At 66.7% G+C, this 20,325-nt stretch carries 15 protein-coding genes; 5 read left to right on the forward strand and 10 right to left on the reverse strand.

Features of this window, described 5'->3' with window-relative positions; genetic code table 11:
- Positions 1–423 precede the first annotated feature (423 nt).
- From IHV25_RS09050 to IHV25_RS09070, 5 genes are read left to right on the forward strand one after another with little or no spacing between them, the layout of a single operon-like run.
- Positions 424–1,143, forward strand: coding sequence for a CerR family C-terminal domain-containing protein (locus IHV25_RS09050; RefSeq protein WP_192534804.1), 720 nt, complete (start codon positions 424–426; stop codon positions 1,141–1,143).
- A complete protein-coding gene (gene hlyD / locus IHV25_RS09055; RefSeq protein ID WP_192534805.1) occupies positions 1,140–2,141 on the forward strand; it encodes a secretion protein HlyD in 1,002 nt (333 codons plus the stop codon). The genes IHV25_RS09050 and hlyD overlap by 4 nt, the downstream gene beginning before the upstream one ends.
- A 10-nt stretch (positions 2,142–2,151) precedes the next feature.
- Positions 2,152–3,894: an ATP-binding cassette domain-containing protein gene (locus IHV25_RS09060; RefSeq protein ID WP_192534806.1), complete on the forward strand. Its 1,743-nt coding sequence runs from the start codon at positions 2,152–2,154 to the stop codon at positions 3,892–3,894.
- Positions 3,891–5,015 (forward strand): ABC transporter permease, encoded by a 1,125-nt coding sequence (locus IHV25_RS09065; RefSeq protein WP_192534807.1) that lies wholly within the window; start codon positions 3,891–3,893, stop codon positions 5,013–5,015. Before IHV25_RS09060 ends, IHV25_RS09065 begins: the two co-directional genes overlap by 4 nt.
- Positions 5,015–6,139, forward strand: a complete 1,125-nt coding sequence (locus tag IHV25_RS09070) for an ABC transporter permease (RefSeq protein WP_192534808.1) — start codon at positions 5,015–5,017, stop codon at positions 6,137–6,139. The genes IHV25_RS09065 and IHV25_RS09070 overlap by 1 nt, the downstream gene beginning before the upstream one ends.
- A gap of 315 nt (positions 6,140–6,454) precedes the next feature.
- Here IHV25_RS09070 and murJ read toward each other — a convergent pair whose 3' ends face one another.
- The 10 genes from murJ to dnaK form a co-directional block, all read right to left on the reverse strand.
- A complete protein-coding gene (murJ, locus tag IHV25_RS09075) occupies positions 6,455–8,104 on the reverse strand; it encodes a murein biosynthesis integral membrane protein MurJ (RefSeq protein ID WP_192534809.1) in 1,650 nt (549 codons plus the stop codon).
- Positions 8,105–8,357: 253 nt separating this feature from the next.
- Positions 8,358–9,029 (reverse strand): Holliday junction branch migration protein RuvA, encoded by a 672-nt coding sequence (gene ruvA, locus IHV25_RS09080; RefSeq protein ID WP_192534868.1) that lies wholly within the window; start codon positions 9,027–9,029, stop codon positions 8,358–8,360.
- Complete coding sequence (gene ruvC / locus IHV25_RS09085; RefSeq protein ID WP_192534810.1) at positions 9,029–9,535, reverse strand: crossover junction endodeoxyribonuclease RuvC; 507 nt, start codon at positions 9,533–9,535, stop codon at positions 9,029–9,031. The genes ruvA and ruvC overlap by 1 nt, the downstream gene beginning before the upstream one ends.
- Positions 9,532–10,278 (reverse strand): YebC/PmpR family DNA-binding transcriptional regulator, encoded by a 747-nt coding sequence (locus IHV25_RS09090; RefSeq protein WP_192534811.1) that lies wholly within the window; start codon positions 10,276–10,278, stop codon positions 9,532–9,534. The genes ruvC and IHV25_RS09090 overlap by 4 nt, the downstream gene beginning before the upstream one ends.
- 789 nt (positions 10,279–11,067) lie before the next feature.
- Positions 11,068–11,781, reverse strand: coding sequence for a hypothetical protein (locus tag IHV25_RS09095; RefSeq protein ID WP_192534812.1), 714 nt, complete (start codon positions 11,779–11,781; stop codon positions 11,068–11,070).
- Positions 11,782–12,389: 608 nt separating this feature from the next.
- Positions 12,390–13,148, reverse strand: a complete 759-nt coding sequence (locus tag IHV25_RS09100; protein ID WP_192534813.1) for a hypothetical protein — start codon at positions 13,146–13,148, stop codon at positions 12,390–12,392.
- A gap of 639 nt (positions 13,149–13,787) precedes the next feature.
- A complete protein-coding gene (locus IHV25_RS09105) occupies positions 13,788–14,579 on the reverse strand; it encodes a hypothetical protein (protein ID WP_192534814.1) in 792 nt (263 codons plus the stop codon).
- 602 nt (positions 14,580–15,181) lie between these two features.
- Positions 15,182–15,988: a 4-hydroxy-tetrahydrodipicolinate reductase gene (gene dapB / locus IHV25_RS09110; RefSeq protein WP_192534815.1), complete on the reverse strand. Its 807-nt coding sequence runs from the start codon at positions 15,986–15,988 to the stop codon at positions 15,182–15,184.
- A gap of 152 nt (positions 15,989–16,140) precedes the next feature.
- Positions 16,141–17,283 (reverse strand): molecular chaperone DnaJ, encoded by a 1,143-nt coding sequence (gene dnaJ, locus IHV25_RS09115; RefSeq protein WP_192534816.1) that lies wholly within the window; start codon positions 17,281–17,283, stop codon positions 16,141–16,143.
- Between the two features lie 132 nt (positions 17,284–17,415).
- Positions 17,416–19,338: a molecular chaperone DnaK gene (gene dnaK / locus IHV25_RS09120; protein WP_192534817.1), complete on the reverse strand. Its 1,923-nt coding sequence runs from the start codon at positions 19,336–19,338 to the stop codon at positions 17,416–17,418.
- Between the last annotated feature and the right edge of the window lie 987 nt (positions 19,339–20,325).

Here is a 20,325-nt window from a genome sequence, read left to right on the forward strand (position 1 = left end):
GCCGCTTTGAAAGCGGAATGGGACAATGCCCGGATGGCACCGCCATCCGGGCGTCTCTTTTTTCGGGCTCCGGCGCGCCGGTTGTCGGGTGCCTGGGTGTTTCAGCTCCTGCCCATGCCCGGTCCGGTTTCGCCCGGGATCCTCCAGACTGTGATGACCCGGCGTGCCGCCTCCGGCCCATGCCCGGTCCGGTTTCGGCTGTGCTCCCGTAGGGCCTGTGGCTGCGTTCCGGTCCGGCCTTCGGGTGCGCTCCCGTTGGCCTGTGGCCGGGTCTCTGGCGGTGTCCCTGACGGGGCTGCGGCTGCGCTGCGGTGCGTCGTTCGGTGTTGACGGGTGGTGCCAACAGGCCTACCATGCCCGGGTGTCAATCATTCGATTGATTTAGTCGTGTGGGGCGGCCAGTCAGACCCCGAAGGAGTGTCCATGGTAAGCGGCGCGCTGTCGTGCCCGTCCGAGCCCGGTGCGACGGGCGGGGATCCGGTCCCCGACACCCGCCAGAGGCTTCTGGAGGCGGCCATCCATGTGTTTGGCTGTTCCGGGTTCGACGGTGCCTCTACCCGGTCCATCGCGCGGCAGGCCGGGGCGAATGTCCAGTCCATCGCCTACTACTTCGGCAACAAGGCCGGTCTCTACCGGGCGGCCGCCGAGACCGTGGGCCAGGAGATCGCCGGTCTCACCGGGCCGTTGCGGGTCCGGATCCGCGATCGCCTCGAGGCCTGCAGCGCCTCCGCCGGGCCCATGTCCCGCGAGGAGGCGACCCAGCACCTGCATGAGCTTGCGGTGTTTCTCGTCCGTTTGATCCTGAGCCCGCAGGCCGAGTCCTGGGCCCGGTTCATCGTGCGCGAGCAGATGGGCCCGTCAGAGGCTTTTCATGACCTGTATCAGCGTGTTATGGGTCCGATTCTTGATGTTGTGTCCCGGCTGGTCGCGATCTTGCTCGAGGAGCCCGATCCGGGCGCGCCGTCGGTGCGCCTGCGGACCCTGGCCTTTGCGGGCAGCGTTCTGGTCTTTCGCTTCGGACAGGCAACCGTTCTGAGGCAGACCGGCTGGCAGAGCATTCAGGACAAGGAGATGGATGCCGTGTGCGCCATGCTCCGGACTTTGGTGGAATCCCTCCGGCCAGCAGGAGACCGGACCTTATGAAACGCAAACCCCTCGTTATCCTTGGCGCTGTGGTGGTCGTCGGCCTTGTGGCCGGGATCATCGGCTACAGTGTGTCGCAGGATCGCCGCAACGGAGCGCTGACCCTTTACGGGAACGTGGATGTGCGCCAGGTGCAGCTGTCGTTCCGCGTGCCCGGGCGCCTTGTGGAGGTCGTCCTCGACGAGGGGGATGCGGTCACCCCCGGCACCCGTCTGGCCCAGCTTGATCCCGTCCCCTATCAGGAGAGCCTGGCCGCGGCCGAGGCGCGCCTTGCAGCCGCCCGGGCCGCGTATGCGAAAGCGCGCAACGGGCCCCGTCCGGCGGAGGTGGAGCAGGCCCGGGCCCGTCTGGACCAGGCGAGGGCCTCGCTGGTCCTGTCCGAGCTGACCCGAACCCGCCAGCAGGAACTGGTCCGCACAAAGGCCTCGCCCCAGGCGGTCCTGGACCAGGCGGTGGCCCAGCATGACGCCTCGGTGGCGTCGCTGCGCACGGCGACCGCAGCCCTGGACCTGATGGAGGAGGGCACCCGCCACGAGGATATCGAGGCGGCCCGCGCCGAGAGCGAGGCCGCTGATGCGGCTCTGGCTTCGGCTCGCACCTCCCTTTCCGACACCACCTTGTTTGCGCCCTCCACGGGCATGATTGTCTCCCGGGTTCGGGAGCCCGGCTCCATCGTGGCCGCCGGGGAGCCGGTCTTTGTGGTCTCGCTGGCCGAGCCGGTCTGGGTTCGCGCCTACGTGGACGAGCCGGGTCTGGGCTACGTCTACACCGGCCAGGAGGTGGAGGTTTTCAACGACACCTTTCCCGACCGGGCCTACCGCGGCGTGATCGGGTTTGTCTCGCCGGTGGCCGAGTTCACTCCCAAAACCGTCCAGACCCCGGACCTGCGCACCGACCTGGTCTACCGGCTGCGGGTGATCATCCAGGAGCCCGACACGGGCCTGCGCCAGGGCATGCCCGTCACCGTGCGCGTTCCGCGCCGGGCCCCCGGTTCCTGACGGGGTGCCCATGGACACCCCCTCGCCTGCGGTCGTGACGGTCCGCTCGCTGACCAAGCGCTTCGGCCCGGATGGACCTCCGGCCCTGGATGCGCTGGATGCGGAGATCCTGCCCGGCGAGATCACGGGCCTGGTGGGGCCGGACGGGGCGGGCAAGACCACCCTGATCCGCCTGATGACCGGCCTGATGGCCCCTACAGAGGGCCACGTGGAGGTGTTCGGCAACGACACCCGCACCCGGGCCCAGGCGGTCCAGGAGGCGATCGGCTACATGCCCCAGCGCTTTGGGCTGTACGAAGACCTGAGCGTTCTGGAGAACCTGACCCTGTATGCGGAGCTTCGGGGCCTGCCCGAGCAGGACCGGCCCGAGGTGTTCGCCGAGCTTCTGCGCTTTACGGACCTGGCCCGGTTTACCGCCCGCCTTGCGGGGCGGCTGTCCGGGGGCATGAAACAGAAGCTGGGCCTGGCCTGTGCCCTTCTGAAGAAACCCCGGCTTCTTCTTCTGGACGAGCCCGGCGTGGGCGTTGACCCCATCTCCCGGCGCGAGCTCTGGAGCATGGTGGAGAACCTGACCCGCGAGGGCATCGCCGTGGTCTGGTCCACCGCCTATCTGGACGAGGCGGAGGCGTGCTCGCGGGTTCTGCTGCTCAACGAGGGCAAGCTTCTGTTCGCCGGTCCCCCCGGCCAGCTGACCGGGCGCACCCGGGGGCGTGTGTTCCGGGTGAGCGGGTTTCAGGGGCGCAAGCGCGATGTGCTTGCGGGCCTTCTGGAGGATCCCCTGGTCAGCGACGGCGTCATCCAGGGCGAGGCCCTGCGCCTGGTCCTGCGCCAGGAGAGCCCACCCGAACGGCTCCAGGGCATGGTGATGGTTCCGGCGGAACCAAGGTTCGAGGACTCATTTGTGGATCTTCTGGGGGGTGGTCCGGGCGGGCGCTCGGTCCTTGCGGAAAACACCCGGGAGTTTCCAAAAGATGACCCGAAGCCGGCGATCGAGGCCCGGGGCCTGACCCGCATGTTCGGGGATTTCACCGCCGCCGCCGACATCACCTTTTCCGTGCCGAGGGGCGAGATTTTCGGTCTCCTGGGTCCGAATGGAGCCGGAAAATCCACCACATTCAAGATGTTGTGCGGTCTTCTTAAGCCAACACGTGGAGAGGGGCGGGTGGCCGGGTTCGACCTGCGCCGCGACGGGGCCAACGCCCGCAACCGCCTGGGCTACATGGCCCAGAAGTTCTCCCTCTACGGGGATCTGAGCGTGGCCCAGAACCTGGATTTCTTTGCCGGTGTCTACGGTCTTGACCGGGCCAGCCGCCGCGCCCGCACCCGGATGATGACCGAGATCTTCGACCTCGGGCCCTATGCGCGCCAGTCCGCCCGGGATCTTCCCCTGGGCCTCAAGCAGCGCCTGGCCCTGGCGTGCTCGGTCATGCACGAGCCGGACGTCCTGTTTCTGGACGAGCCCACCTCGGGGGTTGATCCGATCACCCGGCGCGAGTTCTGGACCCACATCAACGGGCTGGTGGAGAGGGGCGTCAGCGTCCTCGTGACCACCCACTTCATGGACGAGGCCGAGTACTGCGACCGGATTTCCCTGATCTACCGGGGGCGCTCCATCGCCCTTGGCTCGCCGGACGACCTCAAGGCCAGCGCCCGCAGCGATGACCTTCCGGACCCCACGATGGAGGACGCGTTCATCGCCCTGATCCGCAAGAGCGGCGCCGACGGCGAGCCGAAGGGAGGGACCGTCTCATGAGACTTCGGGACAGCCTGCGCCGCATCCGGGCCCTTGTGCGCAAGGAGACCCGCCAGATCCTGCGCGATCCCAGCTCGATCCTGATCGCCTTTATCCTGCCGATCCTGCTGCTGTTCCTGTTCGGCTACGGCGTGTCGCTGGACACAAAAAACGTGCGCGTCGGACTGGTCGTCGAGAGCCCGTCTCCGGTGACCGCCAGCCTCGCCGGGGCCTTCCGGGGCACGCCCTATTTCCAGGTGAGCGAGGGGCGCGACCGGCGCGAGTTCGAGGACTCGCTCATGCGGGGCCATTTGCGGGGCATTGTGGTCGTCCCGAAGATGTTCACCGAGGATCTTGCCGCCGGGCGCCGGGCGGCCGTTCAGGTTCTGACCGACGGGACCGACCCCAACACGGCCAAGTTTGTCCAGGCCTACACCGAGGGCACGGTGGCCCTGTGGCTGGCCGGGCAGGGCAGCGGGGCGGTTCAGGCACCGGCCGGGCTGACGGTGGAGCAGCGCTTCTGGTTCAACCCCGAGCTTGCCAGCCGCTTCTTTCTGGTCCCCGGCGCCATAGCCATCGTGCTGACCCTGGTGGGCACCCTTCTGACCTCTCTGGTGGTGGCCCGGGAGTGGGAGCGCGGCACGATGGAGGCCATGATGGCCACCCCTGTGAGCGCCCTTGAGATCGTCATCGGCAAGCTGGTGCCCTATTTCATCTTGGGCCTTGCCTCGGTCACCCTGTGCCTGGTGCTCGCGACCCTTGTGTTCCAGGTGCCGTTCCGGGGCTCGTTTTTTGCCCTCTATCTGCTGGCGGCGGTGTTTCTTCTGCCGTCTCTGGGGCTTGGGCTTCTCATTTCCTCCCTGACGAAGAACCAGTTCCTGGCCTCCCAGATCGCGCTTCTGTCCGGGTTTTTGCCCGCGTTCCTTCTGTCGGGTTTCCTGTTCCAGATTGGCTCCATGCCGGTGGCGATCCGGTTTCTCACAGCGGTGGTCCCGGCGCGCCACCTGGTGCCGTCCCTGTCCAGTGTGTTTCTGGCCGGGGATATCTGGCCCATGTATCTCGAGGCCATTGCAATTCTGGCGCTGATGGGTGCGGTGCTGCTGACCGTGTCCGTCCGCATGACCCGAAAGAGGATCGACTGATGGCGGTACGGGAACGGCTGTTCGCCCTGGTGGTCAAGGAGCTTCTGGCCATCCTTCGCGATCCGCGCGGGCGGGTGGTGCTGATTGCGCCGCCCATGGTCCAGCTTCTGGTGTTTTCCTTTGCGGCGACCCTTGATGTCACCCGGATCGACATTGCGGTCCTGAACCAGGACGCGGGGCACCACAGCATCGAGGCCATCCAGCGCATTGCCGGGGCCCCGCCGTTTCGCACCATCCACTATGTCCACAGCCCGGCGGAGCTGGAGGACGCCATCGTCATGCAAAGGGCGATTGCGGCGATCCAGTTCGGGTCGGACTTCTCGCGCAACGTGGACAGCGGCCGGGAGGCCCGCATCCAGGTGCTTCTGGACGGGCGGAAATCCAACGCGGCCCAGATCGTGTTCAGCTACCTGAACCGTATCTTTGCGGAGGTGGCCTCGGAGTATCCCCTGTCCCTGAGGGCCCGGGACATGGCCGGCCCGGGGGTGGATGTGGTGGCGCGGGCCTGGTTCAACCCCAACCTCGAGGATCTGTGGTACATGGTCCCCAGTCTGGTTGCGGTGATTGCCCTGCTGATGGGCCTGCTTGTCACGGCTCTGTCCATCGCCCGCGAGCGGGAGCTTGGCACCTTTGACCAGCTTATGGTCTCGCCCCTGCGCACCTGGGAGATCCTGGTGGGCAAGGTCATCCCCCCCATGATGATCGGCTTTGTTCACATCACCTTGTTTGTTCTGGCAGCGGTCTTCCTGTTCCGTGTGCCGCTGAACGGCTCGCTGCCGCTTCTGTACGGGGCCTCGTTTTTCTTCCTCTTTGCCACCGTCGGGGTGGGGCTGTTCCTGTCGGCGGCGTCCACAACCCAGCAGCAGGCCATCCTTGGGGCGTTTGTCTTCATGGTGCCCTCGCTGGTGTTGTCCGGGTTTGTCACCCCCATCGAGAACATGCCCGGGTGGCTCCAGGTGGTCAGTTACGCCAACCCGGTGCGCTACTATCTGATTATCGTGAAGGGGGTCTTCCTGAAGGATCTGCCCGCGGACGCGATCTTCCAGAACACGGTCCCCATGGCCGTTATCGGCGTTGTGACCATGCTGGCGGCCACCTGGCTGTTCCGTCACCGTCAGGAGTAGGGGGCGGCGCGAGACGCCGGTCCCGGATGCCCCGGTCGTCCACGCTCCAAGGGCCTCAGCCTCCGTTTTCGGGCGCCTCACGGGCGTGCGCGCCTTTGCCCAACCGGCTCACGCCCCCGGACCCGAAATCACCGTTCCCGGGGGGCGTTCTTGTGGGGGTCGTCGGGCGCCTCCCCCGGGGGGCGGTTCGGGTGCCAGGGAGCCGGGGGCCCGGTCCTTTAGGTGAGGGCGTCCAGGTTCCCCTCGCGCTAGTGCTTTGGACGTCCGGCGGCAGTCCCCCGGGGGGCGCGGTTCGGGTGCCGGGGAGCCGGGGCGCTAGGGCGCTTTCGTCTCCGGCAGGGCCTGGCGGCGGAAGGCGTCCTTCAGTTCGGCGGCGGTGGTGGCCCGCAGGAGGACAGCCCCCGCCAGATAGGCGCCTCCCCCTGCGCCCACCAGCACGAGAAGGTGGATCATGCGCGCGGTGCCCGAGTCCGCCGGGCCATATTGGGCGAGCAGGGCGCCGACACCCCACAGCGCTCCGGCCATCAGGGCGGTGGCGGCAAGGATCCGGGGGATTTTCCCCATCAGGCGGGGATCCGGGCGGAACAGGCCCCGGCGCAGCAGGACAACGCACAGGATCGTGGCGTTCAGCCAGCTGGCAAGGCTCGTGGCAAGGGCAATGCCCACGTGCCCCCAGATCTGCATGAAGACAAGGTTCATGGCCACGTTGGCCACCAGTGCCCCGGCGGCGATCAGCACGGGGGTGAGGGTGTCCTCCCGGGCGTAGAACGACGGGGTCAGGATCTTCACCAGCACGAAGGCCGGAAGGCCGGAGGCAAAGGCAACCATGGCGGCCGCGGTCTTTGCGGTGTCCGCGGGCGAGAACTCGCCGCGCTCGAACAGGGCTCCGATAATGGGGCTGGCAATGCACATCAGGGCGGCCGCGGCGGGCAGGGTCAGAAGAAGGCCGATCTCCATGGCCCGGTTCTGGCTCCAGCGGGCGGAGTCCAGGTGTCCGGCCTTCAACTGCCGGGTCAGCAGCGGCAGAAGCGCCACCGAGACCGCAACGCCGATCACCCCCAGGGGAAGCTGGGTCACCCGGTCCGCGTAGTAGAGATAGCTGACCGCCCCATCGGCCACCAGCGAGGCCAGAAGCGTGCCGATCACCAGGTTGATCTGATAGATCGACGAGCCAAAGGCCACCGGAAGGGCCCGCCCCAGGAGCTTGAGGGTCCGGGGCGTGGCACGGGGCAGGCTGATCCGCACCGGGAAGCCCTCGCGCCAGCAGTAGAACGCGAGCCACAGAAACTGGAGAACACCCGCCGTGAAGACACCCCAGGACAGGGCGTAGCCCATGGCCTCGGTGGCGTCCGTGCCCGGGGCGCTAGCGCCTTCTGCGGAAGACACCGCGGAAAGGATGCCCGCTCCGTCGCCGCCTCCGGTGAGGGTGGCGGTAACCAGAAGCGAGGTCACGAGGGTCACGTTGAAGAGGATCGGGGCCGAGGCGGCTGCGGCAAACTTGCCCAGGGAGTTGAGGATCCCCGACTGGAGGCTGGCCAGCGAGATAAACAGAAGATACGGGAACGCGATGTGGGCGAACGCTGTTGCCAGCTCCATCTTTCCGGGCGCGTCCGAGAACCCCGGAGCCAGGACCGGCATGATCCAGGGCATGCCCAGTTCCACCAGCCCCACAAAGACCACCAGGATGAACAGCAGCATGGACAGGGCCTCGCGGGCGAAGGCCCGGGCCTGGGCGTGGCCCTCGGTCTCCAGGGTGCCGGCGAACAGGGGCACGAAGGCGGCCGAGAAGGCGCCCTCGGCGAACAGGGACCGGAACAGGTTGGGAAACCGGAAGGCCACAAAGAACGCGTCCGCCACCATGGTGGTGCCCAGAAAGCGCGCAATCAGGATGTCGCGCACAAATCCGGCAATCCGGGAAAGAAGGGTGAAGCTGCCGACGGTGGAAATGGCGCGTAACAGGTTCATGGGGGGGCGCTCTGCTGGAGGGTGGGGCGGGGCCCGGGTGTTCGCCCGCTCGTGGTGTGGGGCAGGGCCGGGAGGAAGAAAGAAACAGCGGGCCGGTCGGTGCGGGTGTGGCCCTGGGTCGGGGCCCCGGCTGGGGGCGTGGGGAAGGGCGTGGGTAAGAGCGTGGTAGGGGCCGGGGGCGGTTGCGCGGACGTCCGGAAGCCGAGCTGGCCCCTCGGATCGCGGCGCAGGAGTGCCCGCCGCAGCGCCCGGGTTACAGAAGCCCCTTGCCGAGTTCGCGCAGGGCCTGCTGGATCAGGCTGTTGGCAGTGATCTCCCCATCCCCATCCGCGTCCTCGAGGGCGGCGGCAATGCGGGTGACCGCGTCGAAGGCGTCCATGCGGGGATAGCCGAGATTGACAAGAGCGCTGACCGCGTCGCTGCGGGCGGCGGCGCCGGGCGCGTCGTCCGTCTGGGGGCGTGGTGCAACATCGTCTCCGGACGGAGCCGAAACGGGGACCGCCAGAACCAGGGCGGCGGCCTTTTCCTTCAGCTCGGTGCACAGGCGGGCGGCCAGCTTGGGCCCCACGCCGGGGGCGCGGCTGAGGGAGGCCCGGTCGCCGCTCGCGATGGACCGCCCCAGGGCGTCCGGTGTCAGGACCGACAGAAGGGAGAGAGCCACCTTGGCGCCGATCCCCTGGACGGTGAACAGCAGGCGGAACCAGTCCCGCTCGGTCTCGGTGCTGAAGCCGAACAGGTTGATGGCGTCTTCGCGCACGTGGGTCTCCACCAGGAGACGGGCCTCGTCCCCGGCGCGGCCCAGCGCCTGGAGGGTCCGCCCCGAGCAGTGCACCAGGTAGCCCACGCCGCCGGAGCTCCCGCCGGTGTCGATCACCACCCAGTCCTCCCCCAGGGCATGGATGCGTCCCCGAAGCAGCGCGATCATCATACGGCCCCCCTGTACCCGGCAAGGCCCGCCGGTCCGGTCCGGTAGTGCGCATGGCAGATGGCCACGGCCAGCGCGTCGGCGGCGTCGGGGGTTTTGAGCTCGGCGCCCGGAAGCAGGGTCCGGATCATCATGCCCACCTGGTCCTTGGCCGCTGCGCCCGTGCCCACCACCGACTTCTTGACCGTTTTCGGGGTGTACTCGGCCACCGGAACCCGGTGCAGGGCCGGGGCGAGCATGACCGCCCCCCGAGCCTGGCCGAGCTTCAGTGTGGAGGCCGGGTTGCGGTTCACAAAGGTCTCCTCGACGGCGGCCTCGTCCGGCGCAAACCGGGCGACCACGTCCAGAACGCCCCGGTGCAGTTCCGCAAGCCGTTCGGCCAGAGACCCGGTCTCGCTGGAGCACACCACGCCGTCGGCCACGTGGACCAGGCGGTTGCCACGGGATTCAATCACCCCCCAGCCGGTGATGCGAAGACCGGGATCAAGGCCGAGGATGCGTGTCACCCCAGTTTTTCCATGATGGCGTCGTCGATCTCGTAGTTGGCGGCCACGCGCTGCACGTCGTCGCTGTCGTCCAGAGCCGAAAGGAACTTCATCAGGGTCTCGGCGGCGTCCGCACCGACCGCGACGGTCATCTTGGGGCGCCAGTCAAGGCGCGAGGCCTCGGCCTCGCCCAGCTCGCCCTCGAGCAGCCGCGTCACGTTCGCCAGTTCGTCGGGCTGGCAGTAGATGTCGTGGCCGTCCTCCGAGGACTCCACATCGTCCGCGCCCGCCTCAATGGCGGCCTCCAGCACCTTCTCGGAGTCACCGGCCGTGACCGGATAGTGGATCAGCCCGACCCGGTCGAAGTTGAAGGCGACCGAACCGGTCTCGCCCATCGCCCCGCCGTGCTTGTTGAAGGCGGCGCGCACTTCGGCGGCCGTGCGGTTGCGGTTGTCCGTCAGGCACTCCACGATCACAGCCACGTTGCCGGGGCCGTAGCCCTCGTAGCGCATTTCCACGAGGTTGTCGGCGTCGCCGCCGCTCACGGCCTTGTCAATGGCGCGCTGGATGTTGTCCTTGGGCATGGACTGGGCCCGTGCCGCCGAGATCGCGGCGCGCAGCCGTGCGTTGGAGTCCGGGTCCGGAAGGCCCATCTTCGCCGCAACGGTGATTTCCCGCGCAAGCTTGGTGAACGCCTGGGCGCGCTTCGCGTCCTGGCCGCCCTTGCGGTACATGATGTTCTTGAATTTGGAATGACCCGCCATCGTGTGTTGTCCGACCCTGAAAACAGAAAAGTAAGGAAGGATGCCTTATACCAGCCGGACCGTGCCAAGGAAACCCCCTGAAGGGTTGGAACGCTGTTGAGCGGAGGGCTGGGCTGGCGGGGCCGGATCCAGTACGCAGGCGCCCGGGGAGGGGCCCTGAGAGTTGGCGGTGCGGACCGGGTCGCGTGGCTGGTGGTGGGCCGAGCAGGCGGGACGGTGGTGTGAGGAGACGGCGATCCCGCGGTGGGAGGAGACGGCGGGCCGGGTCTGTGGGGCAGGAGCCCGGAGGTCCGGCCACGGTGCACGAGCCCGGAGATCCTGTCGCGGCGGGAGCCCGGAGATCCTGTTGTGGCGCGGGAGCCCGGACACCCGGCCACGGTGCAGGAGCCCCGGAGATCCTGCCGCAGCGCGGGCCCGCGTCATGCGTCTTGGGCGTCCGGCCGTTGCTGTTCGGCCTTCTGTCTTTTTCGTCCCCGCGGGGGGCACCTCCTGCCGTTTGGGGGTGCCTCTTGTCGTTTGGGGGGGGCTCTGGCCGTTGGGGGCACCTCCTGCCGTCGGGGAGGGGGCTGTCACGACCGGCAGGTCCGGGTGGCCTGCCATGCCTCGGTCGCAACCGCGCAGGCCCGGGTGCTGAAGCACGCCTCTGTTCCTGACCACGCGCCTGTTCTGACCCGGAAGCCCTGGGCGCCTGCAGGATCCGGGCGCTGGAATCAAAACGGGCCCCGGCGTTGAACCGGAGCCCGTCCTGTCAGCTGTCAGCTGGTGCCTGCCAGCAGGTTACACCCTGCCTCAGGCTGTTTTTCTGCGAACCATGGCTCTGCGCCCGTAGGCACCGGCACCGGCAAGAGCGGTACCAAGGAGGACCAGCGCGCCCGGGAGCGGCACATCGCCCGGGGCTGCGTCACTGATATTGAACTCCCCGCCGTAACCCTGCACGAGCAGTCCGTTATAGTCCGGCATCAGTTTGTAGCCGTACTTTCCGGCGATGCTCAGGGTGTAGTTGCCGGCTGCCAGATCACTCCAGACCGAGGACCAGGTGGCGGCGGTCACTTTGCGTGTTTCGCTGAACCCGTTGTCTCCCGTCAGTGTGATCAGGAGGGAGTTGTTCAGCAGCCCCTCGTAGCCCGAGGACAGAAAGCCTCTGCGCACCGCCTCTTCGCCGCTGAACAGGTTCATGGAGAGATTGGAGGACCGCTCAAGAGAGAACGTGTAGGTGTTGGTGAATGCCGCCGACGGGCCCATCCAGGTGACGGGTTTTCCCTTCACTTCTGAGGACGGTGTCCCAAATGTTCCACTGGCTTTGGACGAAATCCGCACGTCATCGGTCACGTCCCCGTAGAGCCGTGCAGTGAAGGCCGAACGGAAGGTGCCAACCTTGGTGGCCTCGTTTACGGTCCCGGTGCCCTTGAGCAAACCGAGGTCGATGTTTGTTCCGGTCGCGTAGGCCGCGTTGGCAGCCGACGGAACAAGCATGGCGGTGAAAAGAAGAGCGATAACGCTCAATGCCAGCGTTGTGAACGGGCTGGCTTTGTGGGGATGGTTTGACATGGCAACCTCAACACTTTTGGGGCTTTCCGGCGAGCCGGTGTTTCGGTCTCTGACACGCGGGCGCAGAATATGACCGATACGTTGTGTAAGTATATGGCATGTTATGGGGATAAATAAAGAGTGGGCCATTATTTTGTAATGAATAAGTCGGGTAGGGGGGGACTGTGATTCTATCGGTGATTGTTTTGAGGGTGAAATACGCGAAAATACCGCAACCATGACGGCAGAGGGTTGGTTTTTGCGTGAAGGCCATGGGCGTGGGAGACGACGATCCGGGGCGTCAAGAGAGACTCGGTCCTGCGTGTTTTTCGCCGGGCCTGAAGCCGGTGGTCGCGGTCGCTCCATCCGTCCGGGGAGTTGCCGGGTGCGCGGCTATCAGGTGCGCGTACTCAGGGACATCTGGCTGTTGGTGGACGGGCGGGGCGCTCTGCGGATGGGGCGCCTGCACGTGCGTCCGTTTGCCGGGTGCCCGCGGGTGGAGCGTGATTTCTGTCAGGAAGAAAATGAAGGCCCCAGCCAAAAGCGCTTCGGTCGGAGCCCGTTCATCAGGATCGCGGCTGTGTTCAGGCGGCGCGGGTTTTGCGGGTGCGGCGTCGGCCCCACACACCGGCCCCGGTGATTGCGGTGCCCAGAAGGATCAGGGCGCCCGGAAGCGGCACATCGCCCGGGGCTGCGTCACTGATATTGAAGACCCCTCCGTATCCCTGCAGGAGCATTCCGCTCATGCTCGAAATCCTCTGGTAGCCGTAGCGGCCACTGATGCTCAGGGTGTAGTTGCCGGCAGCAAGATCGCTCCAGACCGCAGCCCACGAGGCCGCAGTCACATCGCGGGTCTGGCTGAAACCGTTGTCACCGGTCAGTGTGACCTGGAAGGTGTTATTGTACAGGCCCTGGAAACCCGGCGCCAGAAGGCCCCTGCGCACCGCCTCGTAGCCGTTGAACACGTTCATGGAGAGGTTGGAGGCGCGCTCGAGAGAGAACGTGTAGTTGTTTGTGAACGCGACCGAAGGACTTCCCGCGGAAATACCCATACCGTAACCACGGCCGGACGGGGTTCCAAAGGCTCCCCTGGCGCTCGACACAATCGACAGGTCCTCGCTGCCGGAAAAGTTGAGCTTGGCCGAGAAGGTCGAGTTGAAGGTTCCGACCTGGGTGGCCTCGTTCACGGTTCCGGTCCCCTTCAGGGCACCGAGGTTGATTGTTGTCCCGCCGACCACGGCGGCGTTCGCTGCGGATGGAACAAGCATAACGGTAAAAAGGATTGCGGCAACGCGAAGCGCCAGCGTGTTGAAAGCGCTGGCCTGTGACGGGCGGTTAAACATGGCGACCTCAAGACTTGTGGGGCATCCGCGCGAAGCGGAGCATCGGTCCCTGACACGTGTGGGGGAAAGGACCGGCGCGTTGTGTAAGTATATGGTGATGATTGGGGATAAATAAAGGGCTGGCCATGATCTTGTAATGAAGAGGCCGGATGGGGTGCCCAATTTCCTGTCAGGGTTGGGTTTGCTCCTCCTGACCCGCAAGAACACGCAATCTATACGCTTATGTCTTTGGCTTTACACGATGGTCCGGGGTGCGGAAGGGACTCGGCGCGTCGTGTTGTCCAGCGAGCCGGGGACAGGATAGGGGGGGGCGGGGAGGGAGGGGCACGGCGCTGAGGACCATGCGCCAGGTGCCCCGGTCGCTATAAAGGTGCCCCGGCGCCCATAAAAGGTCGGGGGTGCCGTGGGGCCGGTGTCTCTCCAGGGACGGGGTGTGCAGCCCGCCCCTTTGGCGGGGTCCGATCACCGGTGCGATCAGGGCTCTGGAGTCCGCTCCAGTGCAGCCCCCCGCTCCAGTGCAGCCCCCGCACCCCGCCCCCGTTCCCGGCTCGCCGCGCCGGGGCCCCATCTTTGTCGAAAAGAAAAGACCCGGCCGAGATCGTTCCGGCCGGGTCCGATGCGTCAGGAGGACCGTGTGCGTCAGGCGGCGGCGGCCCGGGTTTTGCGGGTGCGGCGCCGGCCCCACACGCCGGCCCCTGTGATGGCGGTGCCCAGGAGGACCAGAGCTCCCGGAAGCGGTATGTCAGAGGTCACGAAGTCGACTGTAAAGGCAAGGTTGCCCTTGTTGAAAAGGGTGGGATCCTGAGGGGCGCCGAAAACGCTGATGGTCAGCACATAGTCGCCTTTTGTCAGGCCCTCGCTGAAGGTCGAGTGTCGCTTGAAGGATCCGTCCCCGAACCACCCGGTCCGGTAGCTGTTCCCGTTGGCGTCCGTCAGGGTCATGTGCAGGTCATAGGATCGGCCGAATGGGTTCATGTTCCGGATATCGGTAGAGTGGGCGTTGGTAAAGACCGTGAACTGATAGTCCTTTTCCAGAGAAAAGGCGTAGCTCATGGAGAAGGTCTGGGAGAGTGCCGTCTGCGTGTAGTGCTGGGGCTTCGAGACATGCACCATTCCGTCGGTGTGGTTGTACTCGTAGTGCGCGTTCGTGACGGTCACCTTGGAGGCGGAGACCCAGCGGGGCGTCGCGGATTCCGGAGTGTTGGGAGGCAGGGGCATGCCCCAGTAGTCTTTGGCCGTGTTCACGAACTCGCCGTAGATGGAGAACGCAGACATGCGGTCGTAGCTGACGGGAAGGGTTCCCAGATTGAAGTGGAGGTCCGTGGCGGCAGCATTCGCCCTCGGTGCTGCAAACAGCACCGTGGCGGCTGCGAGAACCGCGCAAAGAAACAGGGTCGGCACAGAGAGCCGTCGGGCAGGCAGATGGGTCATGTCAACCTCGGGTGACTTTACGGGATCTGTCGGGGACGCGGGCTCCGTGATACGGTCCGGTTGCAGTCATGTATGCAGAGCATCATCGCGCTGGATAATACTACCACAGCCCGTGGTTTTGTCACGATATTCCCGGCACGGATGCGGTGTTCGGCGCCGAGCGGATCTGAGGCCCGCGCGCGTTCAGGCTCCTGAAATTCCTGTGTATCGCCTGTGGCGCAGAAACAGGATGGGGCGGTGTGTCCACCGGCCCCGGGGGGAGCGGTCCGGGCGCTCCGGGGCATGGGCAAGGTGCGCCGGGGCATGCGCAAGGTGCGCCGCAAGATATGAGGTGTCGGGGGAGGACTCGGGTGCGCGGGCCTTTTCACGGCCTGGAAAGCACGAGGGGCGCACGAAGCCTGTTCGGGCGCCCCTGAACGTTGCGGTGATCTGCTGTGCTGTGACCCCCGCGGGCCCCGTGTGCGGCCCTGCTGCCCGGTGAAAGGGCGAGCCCGAGGCGCCGGTGAGCGGGGCGTGGCCCGGGCGGGGTTTGGGTTTTGTCCCCTATGTGTCGTGGCCCGGGCCGGGTGTCGGGTCCGGCCTCTATGGGGATCGTCCCGCGGTCAGGAGTCCTTGAGGCCCAGGACGTCACGCATGGACCAGAGCCCGGGGCCGGCGTCCCGGGTCCACAGGGCGGCGCGGACGGCGCCCTTGGCAAAGACCGCCCGGGAGGAGGCCTTGTGGGTCAGTTCCAGACGCTCGCCCTCGGCGGCGAAGATGACCGAGTGGTCGCCCACCACATCGCCGCCCCGAAGGGTGGCAAAGCCGATGGTTCCGGGCTCGCGCGGGCCGGTGTGGCCGTCACGCACCCGCACTCCCATGTCCGAGAGCTCGATGCCCCGGCCAGCGGCGGCGGCCTCACCCAGGCCCAGGGCCGTTCCCGAGGGGGCGTCCACCTTGTGGCGGTGGTGCATCTCCACGATCTCGATATCGTAGTCCGGCCCCAGGATGGAGGCGACCCGCTCCGTGAGGGCCATCAGCAAGGTGACCCCGACACTCATATTCGGAGCGAACACCACGGGCACCCGATTGGCCAGGGCCCGCAGGGCCGCCACGTCCGGCGGCGTCATGCCGGTGGTTCCCACGACCAGGGGCGTGCGGGTTTCCTCCGCCAGTCGGGCGTGGGCGACGGTGGCTTCCGGGGAGGTGAAGTCGATCACCGCGTCCGAGGCCTCGAACAGGGCCCGGGTATCGGTGGTGGCTCCCACGCCCAGGGCCGTTCCCCCGGCAAGGACGCCGAGGTCAACCCCAAGGGCGGGTGACCCGGGGCGCTCGGTTCCCCCCGCAAGCTGGGCGCCCGGCGTGTCCAGGATTTCCTTGAGGAGCATGCGCCCCATACGGCCGGAACAGCCCACAACCCCGATTTTCATAGACGGCACTCCTGAACAAGAACAACGTTCGCAAGGCGTATCACAGGCCGCCTGTCGGGTTCAATCCCGGCGGGCCCCGGGTGGCCTGCGGGTAGCCTATGGGGAAACACGCCCGGACCCGGACAAAACCGGGGCCCGGGCCGGGGGTGGGATCAGTCGCGGAGCTCGTCCCAGAACTCCTTCACCCGCTTGAAGAACGAGGTGGATTCCGGGCTGGAGTCATTTTCCTCGGCGTCCTGGGCGAACTCCCTCAGAAGCTCCTGCTGGCGCTTCGAGAGGTTTGTGGGCGTCTCGACCCGGGCGGTGATGTACATGTCACCGGTCTGGCGCGCGCGCAGGACCGGCATGCCCTTGCCCCGCAGACGGAAGCGGTCGCCGCTCTGGGTGCCCTTGGGAATGGTGACGCTGGCCCGCCCGCCGTCGATGGTGGGAACCTCGATCTGGCCGCCCAGGGCGGCGGTGGTCATGGGCAGGGGCACCTCGCACGACAGGTTGACGCCGTCGCGCTGGAAGATGCGGTGTGCCTCCACCTCGAGGAAAATGTAGAGATCGCCCGGGGGAGCGCCCCGCAGGCCCACCTCTCCCTCGCCCGCAAGGCGGATCCGCACGCCGTCCTCGACGCCGGCGGGAATGTCGACCTCCAGGCTCTTCTCCCGGCTCTGCCGGCCGCTGCCGCGGCAGTCCGGGCAGGGATCCGTGATGATCTTCCCCTGGCCCCGGCACTGGGGACAGGTCCGCTCCACCGTGAAGAAACCCTGCTGGGCCCGGACGCGCCCGGCGCCCCGGCACATGGAACAGGTTTCCGGCGCCTTTCCGTCCTTTGTGCCCGTTCCCTTGCAGGTGTCGCAGGACACGGCGGTGGGGATCTTGATGGTGGCCTTCTTTCCGTGGAAGGCCTCCTCGAGGGTGATGCTCATGTTGTAGCGGAGGTCCGAGCCCCGCTGGCTGGTGCGCCCGCGGCCGCCGGCTCCGCCGTCCATGAAGGAGCCGAAAATCTCCTCGAAGATGTCGGCAAAGCCGCCCCCGGCGAACCCGCCGCCGGCGCCGCCGAAGCCGCTGTTCTGCTCGAAGGCCGCGTGCCCGAACCGGTCGTAGGCCGCCCGCTTCTGGTCGTCCTTCAGAACCTCGTAGGCCTCGCTGACCACGCGGAACTGGACCGCGGCGTCCTCGTTTCCGGGGTTGCGGTCCGGGTGATACTTCATCGCGAGGGAGCGGTAGGCTTTCTTGATCTCGTCCCCGGAGGCAGTTCGCTCAATGCCCAGGACTTCGTAGTAGTCTCTTTTGGTGGTGCTCATTCCCGGGATCCGTTGGAGTACCTGCCGCGCGCTGCACGCGGGCAGTCAACATGGTCCTGTAGAGGGGGACCGGATAAAAGAGCGGCGGCGGATTGAACTCCTGCCGCCGCTTCCGGTTGGGGAAGGACTGGATTACTTGTCCTTCTTGTCGTCCCTGACCTCTTCGAAATCGGCATCGACGACGTTCTCGTCGGCCTGGGAGGACGCGCCGCCCGCTGCGGACGGATCTCCGTTCTCGCCGGCAGCGTCGGCCTCCTGCTTGTAGAGATGCTCGCCGATCTTCATGGACGACTGGTAGAGCGCGTCCGTGCGGGCCTTGATCTCGTCCGCATCATCCGAGTCCAGGATCTCCTTGAGGGAGGCGATGTCCGCCTCGATCCGGACCTTGTCCTCGGACGGGATCTTGTCCCCGTTCTCGGCCAGGGTGCGCTCGGTGGTGTGGATGAGCGTGTCGGCCGTGTTGCGGGCCTCCACCGCGGCGCGACGCTTGCGGTCGGCCTCTGCGTTGGCTTCCGCGTCCTGGACCATGCGGTTGATGTCGTCTTCCGTAAGACCGCCGGACGCCTGGATGCGGATCGCCTGCTCCTTGCTGGTGGCCTTGTCCTTGGCCGAGACGTTCACGATGCCGTTCGCGTCGATGTCGAAGGTGACCTCCACCTGCGGGATGCCGCGCGGCGCCGGGGGAATGCCCACCAGGTCGAACTGGCCCAGGAGCTTGTTGTCCGCCGCCATCTCGCGCTCGCCCTGGAAGACCCGGATGGTGACCGCGGTCTGGTTGTCGTCAGCGGTCGAGAAGGTCTGGCTCTTGCGGGTCGGGATGGTGGTATTGCGGTCGATCAGGCGCGTAAAGACACCGCCCAGGGTCTCGATGCCCAGGGACAGGGGGGTGACGTCCAGCAGAAGGATGTCCTTCACGTCGCCCTTCAGCACGCCGCCCTGAATGGCCGCACCCATGGCGACGACCTCGTCCGGGTTCACGCCCTTGTGGGGGTCGCGGCCGAAGAAGGTCTTCACGATCTCCTGGACCTTGGGCATGCGGGTCATGCCGCCGACCAGGATCACCTCGTTGATCTCGGAGGCCTTCACACCGGCGTCCACCAGGGCCTTCTTGCACGGCTCGATGGTGCGCTCGATCAGGTCACCCACAAGGGCTTCCAGCTTCGCGCGGGTCAGCTTGATGTTCAGGTGCTTCGGGCCGTTCTGGTCGGCCGTGATGAACGGCAGGTTGACCTCGGTCTGCATGGCGGACGACAGCTCGATCTTCGCCTTTTCCGCGGCCTCTTTCAGGCGCTGCAGGGCGAGGCGGTCGGAGCGCAGGTCGATGCCCTGCTCCTTTTTGAACTCGTCGGCCAGGTAGTCGATGATGCGGGCGTCGAAGTCCTCGCCGCCCAGGAAGGTGTCGCCGTTGGTGGACTTCACCTCGAAGACGCCGTCGCCGATCTCGAGGATCGAGACGTCGAAGGTGCCGCCGCCCAGGTCATAGACCGCGATCAGGCCCGAGGACTTCTTGTCGAGGCCATAGGCCAGCGCGGCCGCCGTGGGCTCGTTGATGATGCGCAGCACCTCGAGGCCCGCGATGCGGCCTGCATCCTTGGTGGCCTGGCGCTGGGCGTCGTTGAAGTAGGCGGGGACGGTGATGACCGCCTGCGTGACCGGCTGGCCGAGGTTGGCCTCTGCGGTCTCTTTCATTTTCTGGAGGATGAACGCCGAGATCTGGGACGGCGGGAACTTCTCGCCGCGCACGTCCACCCAGGCGTCGCCATTGTCGCCACGGACGATCTTGTAGGGAACGAGGCCCTTGTCCTTTTCCACCATCGGGTCGTCAAAGCGCCGGCCGATGAGGCGCTTGATGGCAAAGAGGGTGTTTTCGGGGTTCGTGACCGCCTGGCGCTTCGCCGGCTGGCCCACGAGCCGCTCGCCGCTTTCCGTGAAAGCGACCATGGAGGGCGTGGTTCGCGCCCCTTCCGCGTTTTCGATCACGCGGGCATTCTTGCCGTCCATGACAGACACGCACGAGTTGGTCGTGCCGAGGTCAATACCGATAACCTTGCTCATGTAATTCCTTCTCCATAACAGGCAGACCTTCCGCGACCACAAGAGTAAGGCGTCGCGGGGATCCCCGGAGACCGGTGACTGGAAGGTCCGTTCTTGCAAAAACGGAACAGGTGAATGGAGCCCCTGGCGTGCCGCCTTTTCCCGGGCTGTGCGATGCGCACACCGGAAGACACCCATATCGGGCTCCATCGGGATATAAGCGCGCGCGCGCTTCAAGACAACAGTTTTTGCGCAAAATCCCGGGGCGGGTGGAAACGCGCCGGTTGCCCGAGGGCGGGGCCCGGGGTCGGGTGAAGGGGAGAGGGCGAGAGAAAGGTAGGCGCAGGGGTAAGGGTAAGTGACAGGGTAAGTGACAGGGTAAGGAGAAGGAGAAGGAGAAGGAGGGGGCCGGCTTCCTGTCCTCACGGTCCTGCCGGGGAGCAAGGATGGTTCTTGCATTGTGGCGGGGAAGGGCGGCAGGAGCGCCTGCAAGCGCGCCGGACGTACTGCTGGCGGCGGGAACGCGTGAACGCAGCCGCGGAGAGCCTCGTGCGCGAGCATGCGGCGCGCTCCGGATGGGGGCTCCGGTCCGGAGCGCCCCAACCGCCCGCGGCGGTGCCCCAAACGGCAGCGGGGGAGTTCGCAAAGAAAAGCGAGCGGATTTCCTGATACGCCGTGGCGGGATGCGTGACAGGCACGCGACCGTTCCCCAAAACCCATGCGCCCCGCGCCCGGCCCGGGGCGCGCGACGCGTCTGCAGCGGCTCTGAATACGCGTGCGGACGTGCTCCGAAAAGCAGGGGAACGGGTAACGCTGGCGAGGGGGTGTCTTGCACACCCAGGCGGGCGCCCCGGATGAGGGGGTGCAAAAGGCGCGCGGGAGGAGACCCCAAAACAGGAACGCCTCATGGCGCGTGACAGGCACGCGACCGCGCCCCAAAACCCATGCGCCCCGCCCGGTCCGGGGCGCGCGACGCGTCTGCAGCGGCTCTGAAAGCGCGTGCGGAGG

It is taken from the genome of Phaeovibrio sulfidiphilus, from assembly GCF_014861485.1.
GTDB lineage: Bacteria > Pseudomonadota > Alphaproteobacteria > Rhodospirillales > Rhodospirillaceae > Phaeovibrio > Phaeovibrio sulfidiphilus.